The organism is Vibrio sp. HENC-03, assembly GCF_000305755.2.
Classification (GTDB): Bacteria; Pseudomonadota; Gammaproteobacteria; order Enterobacterales; family Vibrionaceae; genus Vibrio; species Vibrio owensii.
In genome coordinates, this window is record NZ_JH976049.1 from 131,313 (window position 1) to 147,671 (window position 16,359).

Annotated in this window: 12 protein-coding genes; 10 read left to right on the forward strand and 2 right to left on the reverse strand. The window is 45.8% G+C overall.

Annotated features, from left to right (window positions below; genetic code table 11):
* Positions 1-103 precede the first annotated feature (103 nt).
* Entirely contained in the window at positions 104-1,477 is a 1,374-nt protein-coding gene (cysS, locus tag VCHENC03_RS23730) for a cysteine--tRNA ligase (RefSeq protein ID WP_009704316.1), read from the forward strand.
* Between the two features lie 69 nt (positions 1,478-1,546).
* On the opposite strand, the gene VCHENC03_RS23725 is transcribed toward cysS, so the two are convergent.
* Entirely contained in the window at positions 1,547-2,956 is a 1,410-nt protein-coding gene (locus tag VCHENC03_RS23725) for an MATE family efflux transporter (protein ID WP_009704317.1), read from the reverse strand.
* 372 nt (positions 2,957-3,328) lie between these two features.
* On the opposite strand from VCHENC03_RS23725, the gene VCHENC03_RS23720 reads away from it, so the two are divergent.
* The 8 genes from VCHENC03_RS23720 to VCHENC03_RS23685 all read left to right on the forward strand — a co-directional run bounded on the left by VCHENC03_RS23720 (position 3,329) and on the right by VCHENC03_RS23685 (position 13,044).
* Positions 3,329-5,209 carry a DUF294 nucleotidyltransferase-like domain-containing protein gene (locus VCHENC03_RS23720; protein WP_009704318.1) on the forward strand — a complete coding sequence of 627 codons (1,881 nt, stop codon included), beginning with the start codon at positions 3,329-3,331 and terminating at the stop codon, positions 5,207-5,209.
* Entirely contained in the window at positions 5,206-5,955 is a 750-nt protein-coding gene (locus tag VCHENC03_RS23715) for a 3'-5' exonuclease (protein WP_032801974.1), read from the forward strand. The genes VCHENC03_RS23720 and VCHENC03_RS23715 overlap by 4 nt, the downstream gene beginning before the upstream one ends.
* A 225-nt stretch (positions 5,956-6,180) precedes the next feature.
* A complete protein-coding gene (locus tag VCHENC03_RS23710; protein WP_009704320.1) occupies positions 6,181-7,845 on the forward strand; it encodes a BCCT family transporter in 1,665 nt (554 codons plus the stop codon).
* 342 nt (positions 7,846-8,187) lie between these two features.
* On the forward strand, positions 8,188-8,721 hold the full coding sequence (ectA, locus tag VCHENC03_RS23705) for a diaminobutyrate acetyltransferase (RefSeq protein WP_009704321.1): 534 nt from the start codon (positions 8,188-8,190) through the stop codon (positions 8,719-8,721).
* Between the two features lie 35 nt (positions 8,722-8,756).
* On the forward strand, positions 8,757-10,022 hold the full coding sequence (gene ectB, locus VCHENC03_RS23700) for a diaminobutyrate--2-oxoglutarate transaminase (RefSeq protein ID WP_009704322.1): 1,266 nt from the start codon (positions 8,757-8,759) through the stop codon (positions 10,020-10,022).
* A gap of 13 nt (positions 10,023-10,035) precedes the next feature.
* Entirely contained in the window at positions 10,036-10,422 is a 387-nt protein-coding gene (locus tag VCHENC03_RS23695) for an ectoine synthase (protein ID WP_005393369.1), read from the forward strand.
* 81 nt (positions 10,423-10,503) lie between these two features.
* On the forward strand, positions 10,504-11,928 hold the full coding sequence (locus VCHENC03_RS23690) for an aspartate kinase (protein ID WP_009704323.1): 1,425 nt from the start codon (positions 10,504-10,506) through the stop codon (positions 11,926-11,928).
* A 267-nt stretch (positions 11,929-12,195) separates the two neighbouring features.
* The gene (locus VCHENC03_RS23685) at positions 12,196-13,044 is read left to right on the forward strand and encodes an alpha/beta fold hydrolase (protein WP_009704324.1); all 849 of its coding nucleotides are present in this window, start codon (positions 12,196-12,198) and stop codon (positions 13,042-13,044) included.
* Between the two features lie 80 nt (positions 13,045-13,124).
* Here VCHENC03_RS23685 and VCHENC03_RS23680 read toward each other — a convergent pair whose 3' ends face one another.
* Positions 13,125-14,111, reverse strand: a complete 987-nt coding sequence (locus tag VCHENC03_RS23680) for a cytochrome-c peroxidase (protein WP_009704325.1) — start codon at positions 14,109-14,111, stop codon at positions 13,125-13,127.
* Between the two features lie 633 nt (positions 14,112-14,744).
* Between VCHENC03_RS23680 and VCHENC03_RS23675 the strand changes: the two genes are divergently transcribed.
* A complete protein-coding gene (locus tag VCHENC03_RS23675; protein ID WP_009704326.1) occupies positions 14,745-16,349 on the forward strand; it encodes a S8 family peptidase in 1,605 nt (534 codons plus the stop codon).
* The last annotated feature ends 10 nt before the right edge of the window (positions 16,350-16,359 follow it).

Consider the following 16,359-nt stretch of genomic DNA (forward strand, 5'->3'; position numbering starts at 1 on the left):
GGCGGCTTTCGCGTAGCTATTAGTTAGCAAAAGATCATACAGACATATTAAAGGCCGCCGATGTTTTCATCCGCGGCCTTTTTGCATTTAAAGGAATAACAATATGAGTCAGTCAAAATTACAACTATTCAATACACTGGGGCGCACCCTTGAGCCGTTCAACACCATCGAATCCGGTAAAGTTGGTTTGTACGCTTGTGGTCCTACGGTGTACGACTACGCGCATGCAGGCAACTTAAGAACCTACCTTTTTGTGGATGTGCTCAGGCGCACGCTAGAGCTCAACGGCTACGACGTAAACCACGTTATGAACATCACGGATGTTGGTCACTTGGTGTCTGATGCCGATACAGGTGAAGATAAAATGGAGAAGGGCGCGAGAAAGCAGAACAAGTCTGCTTGGGAGATCGCAAAGTATTTTGAAGACGCGTTTTTGGATGACCTTACTAGCCTCAACATCACTAAGCCTTCCATCATTTGTCGCGCTACCGAGCACATTCAAGAACAGATTGAATTCGTCCAAGAGCTTGAACAAAAGGGCTTTACCTATCAAACCTCCGATGGCGTTTATTTTGATTCGGCCAAACTTCCAGATTACGGAAAACTTGCCAAACTAGACCGCGAGGGGTTAGAAGCGGGCATTCGTGTCGAAATGGCAGAGAAAAAGAGTCCAACCGATTTCGCACTCTGGAAGTTTAGCGGCGACACACCAAGACAAATGGAATGGGAAAGCCCTTGGGGAGTGGGTTTTCCGGGGTGGCACATCGAATGTTCAGCGATGGCAGAGAAGTACCTTGGGGAAGTGTTCGATATTCATGTTGGTGGGGAAGACCATATCCCAGTTCACCACACTAACGAAATTGCCCAATGCCAAGCAAAGAACGGCCACGTACAAGCGAATTACTGGTTGCATGGCTTCTTCCTTCAATTGAACAAAGAGAAGATTTCTAAGTCCGGTACGTCACTTCGTCTTGATGCCTTAATTGAGAAAGGCTATGACCCGCTGGCTTACCGTTACTTGGTGCTGACCAGCCATTATCGCAGTCATTTGAGCTTTACGTGGGAGAGCTTGGATGCCGCACAAACGGCTCTAAAGCGCCTAAAAGCGAAAGTGTCGGCACTACCAGAAGGTGGCAAAGTCGACCAAACGTATGTTGAGCGTTTTATGTCACTCATCAACAACGATTTAGCCATGCCACAAGCGATCGCTTTGATGTGGGAGTTGCTTGGAAGTGCATTAAACGATGCAGATAAAAAAGCAACGGCGCGCTATTTTGACCGTGTGTTTGGTTTGGAGCTTGATAAGGTAGAAGAAGAGGAAATTCCTCGTGAGATCTTGGAATTGGTAGAGTTGCGCTTGCAAATGAAAAAGCAGAAGGAATACCAACAAGCTGACAAAATCCGCCAGAAAGTTGCCGAACTCGGGTATAGAATCAATGATGCTGGCGATAGCTCAACAGTAAGTAAACAAGGCTAGCAAGCTGGAAAACAAAAAGGCTCACTGCGATAGTGAGCCTTTCTTATTGAAACGATAAACGCCTCGTCGCTATGGAATCGCTAACTCAGGTTGCGAAGCTGTATTCACTTCTGCGGTTTGATTGTATTTCTTAATCACCAGCGTCAAGCGAATCAGCATTGCAATTGCTGCGGTGGTTAAGCCGGTCACAATACCAATCCAGAAGCCTTCTTCGCCCATTGCAGGAACGATTTCATCCGTGATGCCCAGTAACATACCCAGTGGAAGCGCCAAGCCCCAGTAAGCAAGAATCGCCAGAATCATCGGAACTTTAGTATCTTTATAGCCACGCAGAGCGCCGTTCGCAGATGTCTGTAGCGCGTCGCTGAATTGGTACATTGCAGTAAACATCAACAGAGTAGCCGCCGTTGCGGAAACTACAGGATCTGTGGTGTACAAACGAATGATCCACTCTGGGAACAGCAGGAAGAAACCGACTGAAATCAGCGACAGTAGTGCTGCGGTAATAATACCCACCAAGCTGCGGTGAGAAGCTGTTTCAAGCTTTTGTTCACCCAACGCATGACCAACACGAATCGTGATACCAAAGGAAAGGCTCATTGGGATCATGTACGTCATGCTCGAGATGTTCAGGGCAATTTGTGCTGCGGCAACGTTCTCTGCACCAATACGACCAATCAATAGCGCAATCACTGCAAAGATGCTGCCACAAACCGCGATGTTCAAACCAATCGGCATACCGAGTTTGAACAGCTGTTTGATCTCTTGCCATACCGGTTTTAACTCAGCGAAGTGCAGAATGTTTTTGTAGTGATGATGGCGTTTGATGTAGCTAAACAGTAGGGCAGACATCAGCCAGTAAACCAAACTCGTAGCCCAACCACAGCCAACGGCACCCAATGCAGGCATGCCGAATTTGCCGTAAATCAGAATGTAGTTAACAGGGATGTTTACCAACAAACCAATCACAGAAATCAGCATTGGTGCACGAGTGTTGTTCATACCTTCGCAGAAGCCATTCAAGGTGTAGAAAAGCGCAATGCCGGGAACACCAAATGCCAATGCAACCACGTAATCACTAGCGATAGGAATGATCTCAGGCGCAACGCCTAAGCCAATCAAAATGCTTTCACCAAGCAGCAAGTAAACAATCAAAATTGCGCTGACGAATGCAGACAACCAAAGCATTTGAATAAACGCGATACGCACGTTATCCAAACTTTGTGCGCCGCGGTGGTAAGCCACGACAGGCGTTAATGCCATGATGATGCCGCGAAGCAATAGCGAAACGGGTAGCCATAAACTGGTGCCAAGTGCGATCGCAGCGAGGTCGGCAGCACTCACTTGGCCTGCCATTGTGGTATCAATAAAGCCCATCGACTGAGTGGCAAGCTGCATCAGAATGATAGGGATCGATAGGTGTAACAAAGCGCCCGATTCTTTAAAAAAGCGAGAAAAAGAGGAAGGTTTGTTTTGCATGGATGTAATTAAACACCAATATCAATGCACCAGTGGAAGCAGGATGGCGTTGTGCATTGTAGGGTGTGCCGCGTAGGCACGCGCAATATACGGATTTTTGTTATGAGGTTCAATGTGTAATTTAGATCACAAGAAAACGATTGCTTTGGCTTTTCAAAGAGTTATTGAGCTTGTGAATGTATTGTGTTTCTCACTGCTCGTTTTTGGATGAAAACAAACGATTTTCGACACGCTCGTTTCAATAATAATCAGTCATTATTCCGCTTTTCGATGGTTACAAATCTTTTTATCTGACGTCTCGATTTATTTATTGTGTGATTATTTTCTTGGTGATATTTATCGCCTTAGTTTAGGCAATGCATGGAATAAAGAATGGAAGCCGAGCAATTAGAAGTACTCAATTTCATTAGCCAATACCCACCTTTTGATGACTTACCGGAAGAGCATCTAAAAAACATCGCAATGAATGCCGAAGTCGCGTATTACCGCGCAGGGACGGACATTCTCAAGAAAGGTGATGACATTCGTGATTTGTACATGATCCGCAGTGGTGTCGTGGAAATCTTCCGCCGCAAAGGCGAGTTGTACAACCGTATCGACGCTGGTGGCTTGTTTGGACAAATGGGGTTGTTGATGAACAACCGTGTCCGTATGCCAGCCAAAGCGATAGAAGACACCTTGGTTTACTGCATTCCAGAGAAGATCTTCACTGAGCTATGTGACGAGTTTGAGAACTTCGCCGATTTCATGGAGTTGGAAGACAGCGCGAGGCTGCGCACTGCGGTATCAAACCACTCAGATGGGAATGACTTCACCACCGCAAAAGCGCGCAAGATCTTAAGCCGTGAACCAGTAACGCTAGAAGCCAGTGCTACGGTGCGTGAGGCTGCCATTTTGATGGCAGAAGAGGGCGTCACTGCGCTTTTGATTGTCCGCGCACAAGAAGACATTACTGAAGACGACGATGACCAATTGCTTGGTATCTTGACCGAGAAAGATCTGTGCGTACGCGTCTTAGCTGAAGGACGAGACAGCGACATTCCTGTGAGTGAAGTGATGAGCTACGACGTTGTGTCGCTCGATTACAGCGCTTACGTGTTTGAAGCCATGCTGACAATGCTGCGTTACAACGTCCATCATCTGCCAATCTTAAAAGACAAAAAGCCGATTGGTGTGATCAGCATGACGGATATCGTCCGTTATGAATCGCAGAACAGCTTGTTGCTTGTGAGTTCTATCTTCCAACAAAACTCAGTCGAAGACCTCAAAGCCGTTTCTAAACAAGTGAAGGACTGCTTTGTCCGAATGGTGAGTGAAGACGCAAACGCCCACATGGTTGGACGGGCAATGTCGGTGATCGGCAGCAGCTTCAAACAAAGGCTGGCAGAGTTAGCAGAGCAAGAATTAGGTCCTGCGCCAATCCCTTATTGCTTATTGGCGATGGGCTCGATGGCGCGTGATGAACAACTTATCGTAACAGACCAAGACAACGCGCTGATTCTGGATAACAGCTACGACCCAGCACTGCATGGTGAGTACTTTGCTCAGCTCGCAAAATTCATCTGTGATGGATTAGCCGAATGCGGGTACACCTACTGTACTGGCGACATCATGGCGACCAACCCAGAATGGCGCAAAACGCGTTCAGAATGGGAAGAGTGCTTTGCGAACTGGATTGATGATCCAACGCCTGAAAGACTTCTGAACAGCAGTATTTTCTTCGACTTACTTGGTGTACATGGACGTGTGAAATGGGCAGAGCAATTGAGCGGCTTCATTGTACGTCGTGCTAAGAAGAACAATCGATTCTTGGCTTGTATGGCTTACAACGCGATTCGTCGCACACCGCCGCTTGGTTTCTTCAAAGACTTTGTAATGGAGAAAGATGGTCGTCACCGTAATTCCATCAACTTGAAACGTCGAGGCACTGCGCCTATGGCGGATCTGATTCGTGTGCATGCTTTGGCTATTGGCTCACGTTCGCAAAACTCGTTTGAACGTCTGGATGACATCAACAATGCGGGCATCTTACCGAAAGGCCGTGGCATGGATTTAAAAGATGCGATGGAGTTGATCTACATGGTCCGAATCCGACATCAAGCATTGGATATCGAAAACGGGGAAGAGCCGGATAACAATATCGAGCCAGAAGAAATGTCGGAGTTTGAGCGTCGCAACTTAAAAGCCGCATTCCAAATCCTAAGCAACGCGCAGAACTACATTAAGTTCCGTTATCAGAGAAGTGGCAAATGATGTGGTTTTCAAAACAAAAGCAAGATATCACCGATTTGCTTGATACCAGCCAGACACCCGATTGGCCAATCTTCTTCGATCAACTTGCCGAGCAAGCGAACGATACTCGATTAAAACGTTATTACTCTACGCCTATTGTGAATGGTGATACGCCATTAAAAGAGGTACCGTTTGTCTCCGTCGATTTTGAGACCACGGGTTTAAACGCCGAGGAAGATGCCATTCTCACCATAGGTTTGGTGCCATTTACGCTAGGGCGAGTGCAGTGCAGCGGCTCTCGTCATTGGGTGGTGAATCCAAATCGAGAACTGAATGAAGAATCAGTGGTGATCCACGGTATTACCGATTCCGAAGTGAAGAATGCGCCGCAACTTGAACAAATTCTGGATGCCATTCTTGATGAGTTAGCCGGAAAGATTGTGGTGGTGCACTACAAAAATATCGAGCGTCAATTCTTCAATAATGCGTTGTTAAACAGTGTGGGTGAGGGGATTCAATTTCCAGTCGTTGATACGTTGGACATTGAATACGCGATTCAACGTCGTGAGTGTGAAGGTTGGTTAAACAAGCTCAAGGGTAAAAAGCCGGGTTCTGTGCGACTCGGCCACGCGCGTGAGCGCTACCATTTGCCTGCTTATCAGCCACACCATGCGCTGACCGACGCTCTTGCTACCGCTGAGTTGCTTCAAGCCCAACTGCAGTATCACTTTGATGGTGACATGCCACTGTCCGTAATATGGCAATAACTCATCCATATCGTCTATGAATTGGCGATAAATTTTATTAGTCGTCCTGATAACAAAATGCAATGCGATATCAGGACGATTAACGCTAAAATTACAAAGTAGAGCAACCCTTCTAAAAGCGACGTAACGATCGCAAATAAGCTTTGCAGCAAGTGACGCAAGAAAGCCATCACTCAAAGTCCTACACAGATTTTAATTTGGTCACGTATTTTAAGGAGATAAATCGTGAGCACCGACAACAATGGCGGTATCCAACGCCCCGACGGTAAAGTGAACCCGATCGATACTGATTACCAGATCGGTCAGGATAACGTCGCGCTAAAAGTAGGTCCTTTTGGACTTGATATTCACAACCGTGTGTTCGCTATTTCAGGTATGTCGATCATCCTGTTCGTAGTGTTAACACTGACATTCAGACAACAAGTTGAGCCGTTCTTCGCGGGTCTACGTGGTTGGCTTGTTTCTAACCTTGATTGGTTCTTTCTATCTGCGGGCAACGTGTTTGTCGTAGTGTGTTTGATCCTGATCGTAACGCCACTTGGTCGCGTTCGTATCGGCGGTACAGAAGCAACTCCGGATTACACTTACGCAGGTTGGCTAGCGATGCTGTTCGCGGCTGGTATGGGTATCGGTCTGGTATTCTTCGGCGTATCTGAGCCTATGTCTCACTTCAGTGCTGCTCTTGGCGGTGTGAACGTTGAGAATGGTGTTCGTACTGACTGGGCTCCACTAGGCGCAGCAGAAGGTGATACATCAGCGGCGTCTGCACTTGGTATGGCTGCAACGATTTACCACTGGGCACTTCACCCTTGGTCAATCTACGCACTATTGGCACTTGGCTTGGCGATCTTCTCGTTCAACAAGGGCTTACCTCTAACGATGCGTTCTATTTTCTATCCTCTTTTTGGCGAGCGCGTTTGGGGTTGGACCGGTCACATTATTGATATCTTAGCGGTAGTCGCGACGGTATTCGGTCTTGCGACGTCTCTTGGTTACGGTGCATCACAAGCAGCAACAGGTCTAAACTTCCTGTTTGGTGTACCAATGACAGATATGACGCAAGTTGTGATTATCGTGATCATCACAGCACTTGCTTTGATCTCGGTAGTCGCTGGTCTGGATAGCGGTGTAAAACGCCTGTCTGAAATCAACATGGGTTTAGCGGCGCTATTGCTTTTGTTCGTGATCGTTGTAGGTCCAACACTTGCAATCATGACCGGCTTCTTCGAGAACATCATGTCTTACCTAGCGAACGTTCCAGCGCTTTCAATGCCATTCGGTCGTGAAGACGTGAACTACTCTCAAGGTTGGACTGCGTTCTACTGGGCTTGGTGGATTTCATGGTCACCATTCGTAGGTATGTTTATCGCGCGTGTATCTCGTGGTCGTTCAGTTCGTGAGTTCATCGTGTGTGTAATCCTGATCCCATCAACCGTGTGTGTATTATGGATGACGGCATTCGGTGGTACGGCGATCAGCCAATACGTGAACGACGGTTACCAAGCGGTATTTGACGCAGAGCTTCCACTTAAACTGTTCGCGATGCTAGATGTGATGCCTCTTTCTCAAATCACGTCTATCGTAGGTATTATTCTGGTTGTGGTGTTCTTCATCACGTCAGCGGACTCTGGCTCTCTTGTAATCGATACGATTGCAGCGGGCGGTAAAGTAGATGCACCAACACCTCAACGCGTGTTCTGGTGTACGTTCGAAGGCTTAGTTGCAATCGCGCTAATGCTTGGTGGTGGTCTAGCGGCTGCACAAGCGATGGCGGTAACAACCGGTCTGCCATTCACTATCGTATTGTTGGTTGCAACGGTATCTCTAGTGAAAGGTTTGATGGATGAGCCTCGCCCAACATCAAAATCAATGAAGAAAGCGAAAGCGTAATTTAAGCTTCCTTCATAACAACAAAAAACGGCATGCTTCGGCGTGCCGTTTTCTTATCTGAATTCTTCATCTTTAGCCATCAATCTACTGCAACTTTCTTCCTGCTCGAAACAATTTCCCAGTGCGAAATTGACGATGTTTTGCTCATTTGGCTTCAATTTATTTTTTACCCTATAAATACATTAGAGCTCAAACTATTTTTAAAGTCATGTTCATTTGGTCTTAGTGCGACACAGATCAAATAAGTAGGGTTTTTAAGCGGCTTTGTTTGATTTCTATGCACAATCAGTGTGCATAATAAAAAGGAAATTTAATTAGTGTACGAAGGATATGTATCTACACATGATTACCTCAGCCCCTTGGGTTATGTATCCAGAGATTGGAGAAGACCCAAGCAAAAAATGGATTTTTCGTGAACCTGTCGTGTCTGATGGCGACGATATTTATGGTTTGATCGCAGATTGTCCTCCGCTCGATATGAACTCTTCATATTGTAATTTTCTTCAATCTAGTCATTTCAGCAAAACTTGTATTTTGGTCGAGCACAAAGGCGAGATTGCAGGGTTTGTTTCTGGCTATCAGAAGCCGGATGAGCCTAACGTGCTGTTCATTTGGCAAGTTGCGGTTGCCCCTCGTTTCAGAGGAAACGGCTTGGCGTCTCAAATGCTTGAACGCTTACTAAAGCGAGAAGGGCTCGAAGACATCAACGCAATCGAAACCACAATCACTAAATCCAATGATGCATCTTGGGCGTTATTTAAAAAGCTCGATGCACAACATGGAAACGCTGGCGAAGTGACGACTTTCTTGGATGAAAAGGATCATTTCAAAGGCAAACACGATACCGAGTATCTGTATCGTATTCCCCTCAAGTAATCCCCACAAAATAGGAATCAAATAACGGTCTTATCATGGATATTTTCAAAAAGCAGGAATCCAACGTACGTTCATACTCGAACAGTTTTCCAGTCGTCTTTCGTAAAGCAAAAGGTACCTGGTTAGAAACAGAACAAGGCGAACGCTACCTCGATTTCCTTGCTGGAGCGGGATCTCTAAATTACGGTCATAACAATCCAGTACTTAAGCAAGCGCTCCTTGAGTACATTGAAATGGATGGCATTACACACGGCTTGGACATGCATTCAGAAGCCAAAGCCGCTTTTCTTGAAGCACTAAATCAATACATTCTTGAACCAAGAGGGCTGGATTACAAAGTTCAGTTCACAGGCCCAACCGGTACCAATGCCGTAGAAGCTGCAATCAAGTTGGCAAAAAAAGTGAAGGGGCGCAGCAGTATCGTTGCCTTCACAAACGGTTTTCATGGCTGTACGGCTGGCGCTTTAGCTGCAACGGGCAACCAACATCATCGCCAAGGAGCGGGTTCTAGCTTAAACAATGTTACTCGTATTCCTTTCGAAGGTTATGCAGATATTGATGGCCTCAAATTGTTTGAAACCATGTTGTCAGATAATTCGGCAGGCATGGACAAACCGGCTGCAGTTTTATTAGAGACGGTACAAGGTGAAGGTGGCCTTAACGTTGCGTCTAACCAATGGTTGCAGCGTCTCAGCAAGCTTTGCAAAGCACACGATATCTTATTGATTGTTGACGATATTCAAGCAGGCTGCGGTCGCACAGGTACTTTCTTTAGCTTCGAGCCATCGGGCATTAAGCCAGACATGGTAACGCTGTCAAAATCGATTGGCGGCTATGGTCTGCCAATGGCCATCGTTCTATTAAAACCTGAGTTGGATAAATGGAAACCAGGCGAACATAACGGCACATTCCGTGGCAACAATCATGCGTTTGTGACAGCAGCGAAAGCAATCGAAACATACTGGTCAAATGACCGTTTTGAAGCGCACATCAAACGTTGTTCGAAAATGGTTGATGAAGTCATTCAACGATCGGTAAAACGATTCCCAGAGATGTTTATACAGCGCAAAGGTCGCGGGATGATGATTGGTATTGAATGTAAGAACGGTGAAATCTCTGGTGATATTGCAAAAGCGTGTTTTGAGAACGGAATGGTGATTGAAACCGCAGGACCAAATGATGAAGTGGTGAAGTTCTTTTGCCCATTGACCATTTCTGAATCCGAACTTACCCAAGGGCTTAATATCTTCGAGGGCTCGGTAGAAGCCATCGCAAGCAAACTTTTCAAACAAGCATCATAGCAAGGAAAGAATTATGATCGTTAGAACACTCGATGAGTGTCGCAATAGCGAAAGACGAGTTGTGTCTGATAACTGGGAAAGTGTCCGTATGTTATTGAAAGACGACAACATGGGCTTTTCATTCCATATCACGACGATATACGAAGGAACCGAAACACACATTCATTATCAGAACCATTTGGAATCTGTATTTTGCATGAGTGGAGAAGGGGAAATTGAAGTCGTTGGCGGTGAAACTTACCCAATCAAACCGGGTACGTTGTACATCCTAGATAAGCATGACGAGCATTACTTACGCGCCTATAAAAACAAAGAAATGGTCATGGCGTGTGTGTTCAATCCCCCAATCACGGGTGCGGAAGTTCACGACGAAAATGGTGTTTATCCTCTGGTGGACTAGCCCACTGATGTTTTAGAGGGGTGATGTTTCACCCCTTTTTCTTATCCATTCTTTTAAATTACCAATCATTAAGGCCCCCTCATGACATTTACCGTAGAAAAAATCGGCGGTACATCTATGACAGCATTCGATGCTGTACTCGACAACATTCTTCTTCGCCCACAAAACCCATATAACCGAATTTTTGTTGTTTCCGCGTATGGTGGTATGACAGACGCTCTATTGGAATGTAAAAAAACCAGTAAGCCAGGTGTCTATCAGCTTATCGCTAAACGAGATGAAACTTGGCAAGACGCACTCGCCTATGTTGAAAGCCGTATGCTGCTGACAAACGAACATATTTTTGCCGATCCGATGAATCGTATGCGCGCGGACAAGTTCATTCGTTCTCGCATTTCAGAAGCAAAAATATGCGTAACCAATATCCTAGAAACTTGCCAATACGGGCAGTTTTCTCTGCGCCAGTACTTACCGCAAATTCGTGAGTTTCTTTCATCAATTGGCGAAGTGCACAGTGCTTACAACACCGCCTTAAAGCTAAAGAACATGGGTATCAACTCGACGTTTGTTGATCTATCCGGTTGGGATAACCAACAACCTCGTAGTTTAGATGAGACAATACGTGAAGCGTTTGAAGAAATAGATGTGACCCAAGAGCTGCCAATCGTGACGGGTTATGCGTATTGCAAAGAAGGGCTGATGCACACTTATGATCGAGGCTATAGCGAAATGACTTTTAGCCGAATTGCTGCAACAACCAAAGCCGATTTGGCGATAATTCATAAGGAGTACCATTTAAGCTCTGCCGACCCAAGGGTTGTTGGTGTTGAGCGTGTCAATCCAATTGGAACGACCAATTATGATGTGGCCGATCAGTTGGCGAATCTGGGTATGGAAGCGATTCACCCAAATGCGGCGGCAGGACTGCGCGAAAGTGGGATTGAATTGCAGATCAAAAATACGTTTGAACCAGAGCATAAAGGGACACTGATCTCTGCAGATTATCGTCCGGAGAGTGATCGCATTGAAATCATTGCCGGTAAGCAGAAAGTATTTGCGCTTCACCTATTTGATCAAACCATTGTTGGAAAGGTGGACAACGTCAGCTATGAGTTGATGGAGATAATCGCTGATGCTCGCGTCAATCTCATAGGGAAGGAGATGAACGCAAACTCTATCACCTATTATCTAGGCGGCAGTGCGGAGAGCTTAAACAAGGTGCGCTACAAAGTAGAGAAACACTACCCACAAGCCTCGATTAATGGACGCATGGTAGCGCTCATCTCTGCAATCGGTTCTCAAATCGATACCAATAAAACGTTAGCTAAAGGCGTTTTTGCACTGATGAATCGCGACGTGACACCCATTGCTCTTCACTCATCAATGAGAAACGTTAACGTGCAGTTTGTTGTGAGTGACGACGAGTATAAAGAAGCGATTTGTGCGTTACATGAAGAGTTCTTTGAACAAGACAGCGATACAGGTAAGTCGGCGAATGTGGCTTGAAGTTGATTGGCGGCAGTTAACTGTTAGACAAAGGTTAGCGGCTAATTGAAAAGAAGGGGCGTGGTTTATGTCCCTTTTTTGTGTCCGTCAACAAAGTTCAAGACACTTGAACATATAGGGTTAGGTAGATAGAATTTTCGCTCCTCAGTATTTACCTCAACTAACACATGAAACTTATTCGCTGACGACACTTGCCTGATTTTTCAAACTTCACGTTCTACTCTGATATTCGGAGGGAACAAACTCGAATTAAATTAGGTAAACATCATGAATAAGAATCAAACCATTCAATCAGGTCATTACCACCTTAAAACTATCGTTCGTGGCAGCTGTATCCCTTTAATTATTATCGGCAGCGCAGATTACTATTTGCGTGTCATGCCAGCTGCATTGTTCGACCATTTCCAATGTGTTTTTGTCGACCATCGTGGCTTTGCTGAGTGCGACGTTATTCCAAATGCAACTGACGCAACGTTAGAAGCCATCAGTGCTGATACTAAATTGGTCATGGATAAGCTTGGCATCGAAAAAGCGTGGATGTTTGGTCATTCTGGGCATGCATTAATGGCAACCCATTTTGCTGTGACGTTTCCTCAATATGTTGAAGGTTTAGTGCTTGCGAACATCTCACCCAATTTGTCACCAGAAATGCAGGCGCTCCAATTTCAACGTTGGGAACAAGAAGCGGATGAGGAGAGAAAGCAATTTTTCGAACGTAATTTCTCATTGCTTGCACGCGACATTGAGCAAAATCCGGAGCGAAAATTCGTTCACTTGTGTCATCGGTTAGGCGCAATGCGTTGGTATGATCCGGAGTTTAATGAACTGCCGTTGTGGGAAGGGTTTCCAACCCATACTGCTTTGTTAGATAAGCTTTGGGGAGAAGTGTTTGCTGAATTTGATACGGCGATTTATCAGCAACTTCCCGCTGTACAGGTATTAGTGATCAGCGGAGAAAAAGATTTCAGCATTGCGCCAGTTTCATCATGGGATCAGATTGATTTTGGAGAGGCAGATATGAAGATCGAAATCATTGCAGAATCGGCTCATACACCAATGTTAGAGCAGTCAGAACGATTTGTGAAAGCGATGAGCCAATTAGTCGCAACGAGTTAATTCACATCACGTCTATCTATACCGGCAAACCAAAGCAAAGGAGCCAAAGCCGGCTCCTTTGTAGTTTATGTACGACCGAGTTAGATATTTGGACGTGCCGTCTCGTTAGTTGACGGTGGCAGATGAGGTAGCGTCACCTCTGGTTGATCACCCGTTAATGAGCGTAAGAACTCAGTGATTTTGACCGACTCTTCTTTCGTCAGTTTCTGTCCAAGCTGGAGATCAGCCATCATGGCGACCGCTTCTTCTAGATCCCAAATCGAACCGTCGTGGAAGTACGGGTAGGTGAGTTCGATGTTACGCAGTGTCGGTACTTTAAAGACAAACTTATCGAAATCATTACCCGTGATCGCTTTACGCCCAACATCTGGGTTATCCGTTGCAAACGGCTTCACTAAGCCCATCTTTTGGTACATTTGACCACCGGCGAGAGGGCCGCTGTGACACGCTGTACAACCTTTCGCTTTAAACAAGTTGTAACCTTCGACCTGCGCTGTTGTTAAGGCGTTATCGTCGCCCTTCAACCAAAGATCGAACGGTGCGTTTGGTGTACGTAAGGTTTGCTCAAAGGTCGCAATTGCATCAGTCACGTTATCAATGGTGATCGTCTCACTGCCGTAGGCTTGTTTAAACCACTCGCGGTATTGAGGAATCGACTTGAGCGTGTCGAGCGCAAGCTGGTGGCTAAAGGCCATCTCAAGTGGGTTTTCAATAGGGCCAGCCGCTTGTTCTTGCAAATCTTTTGCGCGTCCATTCCAGAACTGAACAAAGTTCAAATCCGAGTTAAACACCGTTGGTGAGTTGATAGGGCCAATTGCCCATTTATGACCAATGGAGCTTGGTAAGTTATCGACGCCACCTTTTGCGATGTTATGGCAAGAGTTACAAGAAATGGTGTTGGAGGCGGATAAACGAGGCTCAAACCACAACGTTTTACCCAGCTCTACTTTCTTCGCATCAAGTCCAGCAACCGGTTCGATCACCTTGATGGGCTCTGCGGATTGGCGCTCTGCGTAGGCACCGAAAGATAGGACTGACAAGACGCTCACTGCTATAAGAGTTTTCATAATAACTTCCTTTTTAAGTGATTTTTCACTCTCACTAGGGCGGCGTACTTCTTATTGGTACGCTCTAGAAGTCACGGTATAGCAATCGTTTTTATCTATAAAATGCAAAAAATCGATGGTTTTTATGGCAAAAAACGATGTTAAAAACGCCCAAACTTTGCACGATTTGATTTTGCTAGCTTCCCAAGCAGTTGGTCACCTTTCATTTACAAATATGCAAAGAATATAAACGACAGGTTCGTTGATTTAGGTCAATTATGCAATCAAGTGAAGCTTGGTAGGCGAAAAACCTAAGATATAAGAGAAGCTAGGTTTTTATTGCGTAAATTATCGGTAAGGGGAGGGTATATAACAGGCAATAAGTCAGGTGTGTAGAATTATTCTATTTTAGGGATTTTGCTCTAAGTCTAAATGAATCTTTGCATTTCAATTTCAATAAAGCTTGGTTATTGATCATGTTTCTGAGTATGTGAATTATTATCAATTATGCATATGGTTGCTCATTGTCTAGTTTGATTTGTGTAACGTCACTGCAGCACGTATTGAGCGTACTACGCTGATTGTCTGTGTTTTCGTGTTGACAGTTTGGTACTAGGTAAAATTCAACAAGACTATGATTTCAAGGAACATTTTATGTTAAAGAAACTACTAAGTTGTTGTATCACCTCGGCACTCTGTTTTCATTCTTCTATCGCTTTTTCGCAATCTAATGAGATTGCGGACAGTGCAGAGTTACAACAAACTCCCGACGCATTGCCTGCCACTTTGATGCTTGCTCCGGACGACATCGCCATTGCAGATCGCTACATAGTGGTATTTCAACAACCGCAAATGATGGCGAGCAACTCACCGGAATTCGAGCAATTCACGCAACAGTCTGTAGACCGCATGTCCGGTTTGTATTCGATACAAGTGGAGTCGGTTTTTGACCACTCGATCAGCGGATTTGTCGCTAACTTGAGTCCTGAGCAACTAAAAGATCTGCGTTCTGATCCTCGTGTGGATTACATCGAGCAGGACAGAATCCTATCGCTTGACCCAATAGTCTCGGCAGACGCAAATCAAACCAATGCCATTTGGGGGCTAGACCGAATCGACCAACGTAACTTACCACTCGATAACAACTACAGTGCCAACTTTGATGGGACTGGGGTAACGGCTTATGTTATCGATACTGGTGTGAACAACGCCCATGTTGAGTTTGGTGGGCGCTCGGTTTCTGGGTATGACTTTGTCGACAACGATGCAGATGCAAGTGACTGTAATGGACACGGTACACACGTTGCGGGCACCATTGGCGGCAGCTTGTATGGTGTTGCGAAAAACGTCAACCTTGTCGGCGTGAGAGTATTGAGCTGTAGCGGTTCGGGTTCTACATCTGGTGTTATCGCCGGTGTGGATTGGGTGGCTGCGAATGCTTCCGGACCTTCAGTTGCCAACATGAGTTTAGGTGGCGGTCAATCTGTCGCTCTCGATAGTGCGGTGCAAAGTGCGGTTCAATCGGGTGTCAGCTTTATGCTTGCAGCAGGTAATTCCAACGCCGATGCATGTAACTACTCTCCAGCGCGCGTTGCTACTGGTGTCACTGTCGGCTCGACCACTAGCACGGATGCACGTTCGAGTTTTTCAAACTGGGGCAGTTGTGTGGACGTATTTGCGCCAGGCTCACAAATCAAATCTGCATGGTATGACGGTGGCTACAAAACCATTAGTGGTACATCGATGGCGACACCACATGTAGCGGGTGTAGCAGCACTGTATCTTCAAGAAAACAGTGCGTTGTCACCAAGCCAAGTGGAAGCCTTGATCGTTAGCCGCGCAACAAGCGGAAAGGTGACGGACACAAGAGGTAGCGTGAACAAGCTACTTTATAGCTTAACCGATGCTGATTGTGGACAAGACTGTGGTGGTCCAGATCCAGCACCGGACCCAGAAGGCAAGTTAACTTCGGGTGTGCCAGTGAGTGGTTTAAGTGGCTCAACCGGTCAAGTAGCGTATTACTATGTTGATGTAGAAGCCGGGCAGCGCCTAACCGTACAAATGTATGGTGGCAGCGGTGATGCGGATTTGTATCTCCGTTTTGGTGCAAAACCAGCATTGAATGCTTGGGACTGCCGACCTTTCAAATACGGTAACAATGAGACATGTACGGTCAGCGTAACACAAAGTGGTCGCTACCACGTTATGATTCAAGGTTACTCAAACTATAGCGGTGTCAGCATTCAAGCGAGCTACTAATCGTTATTCT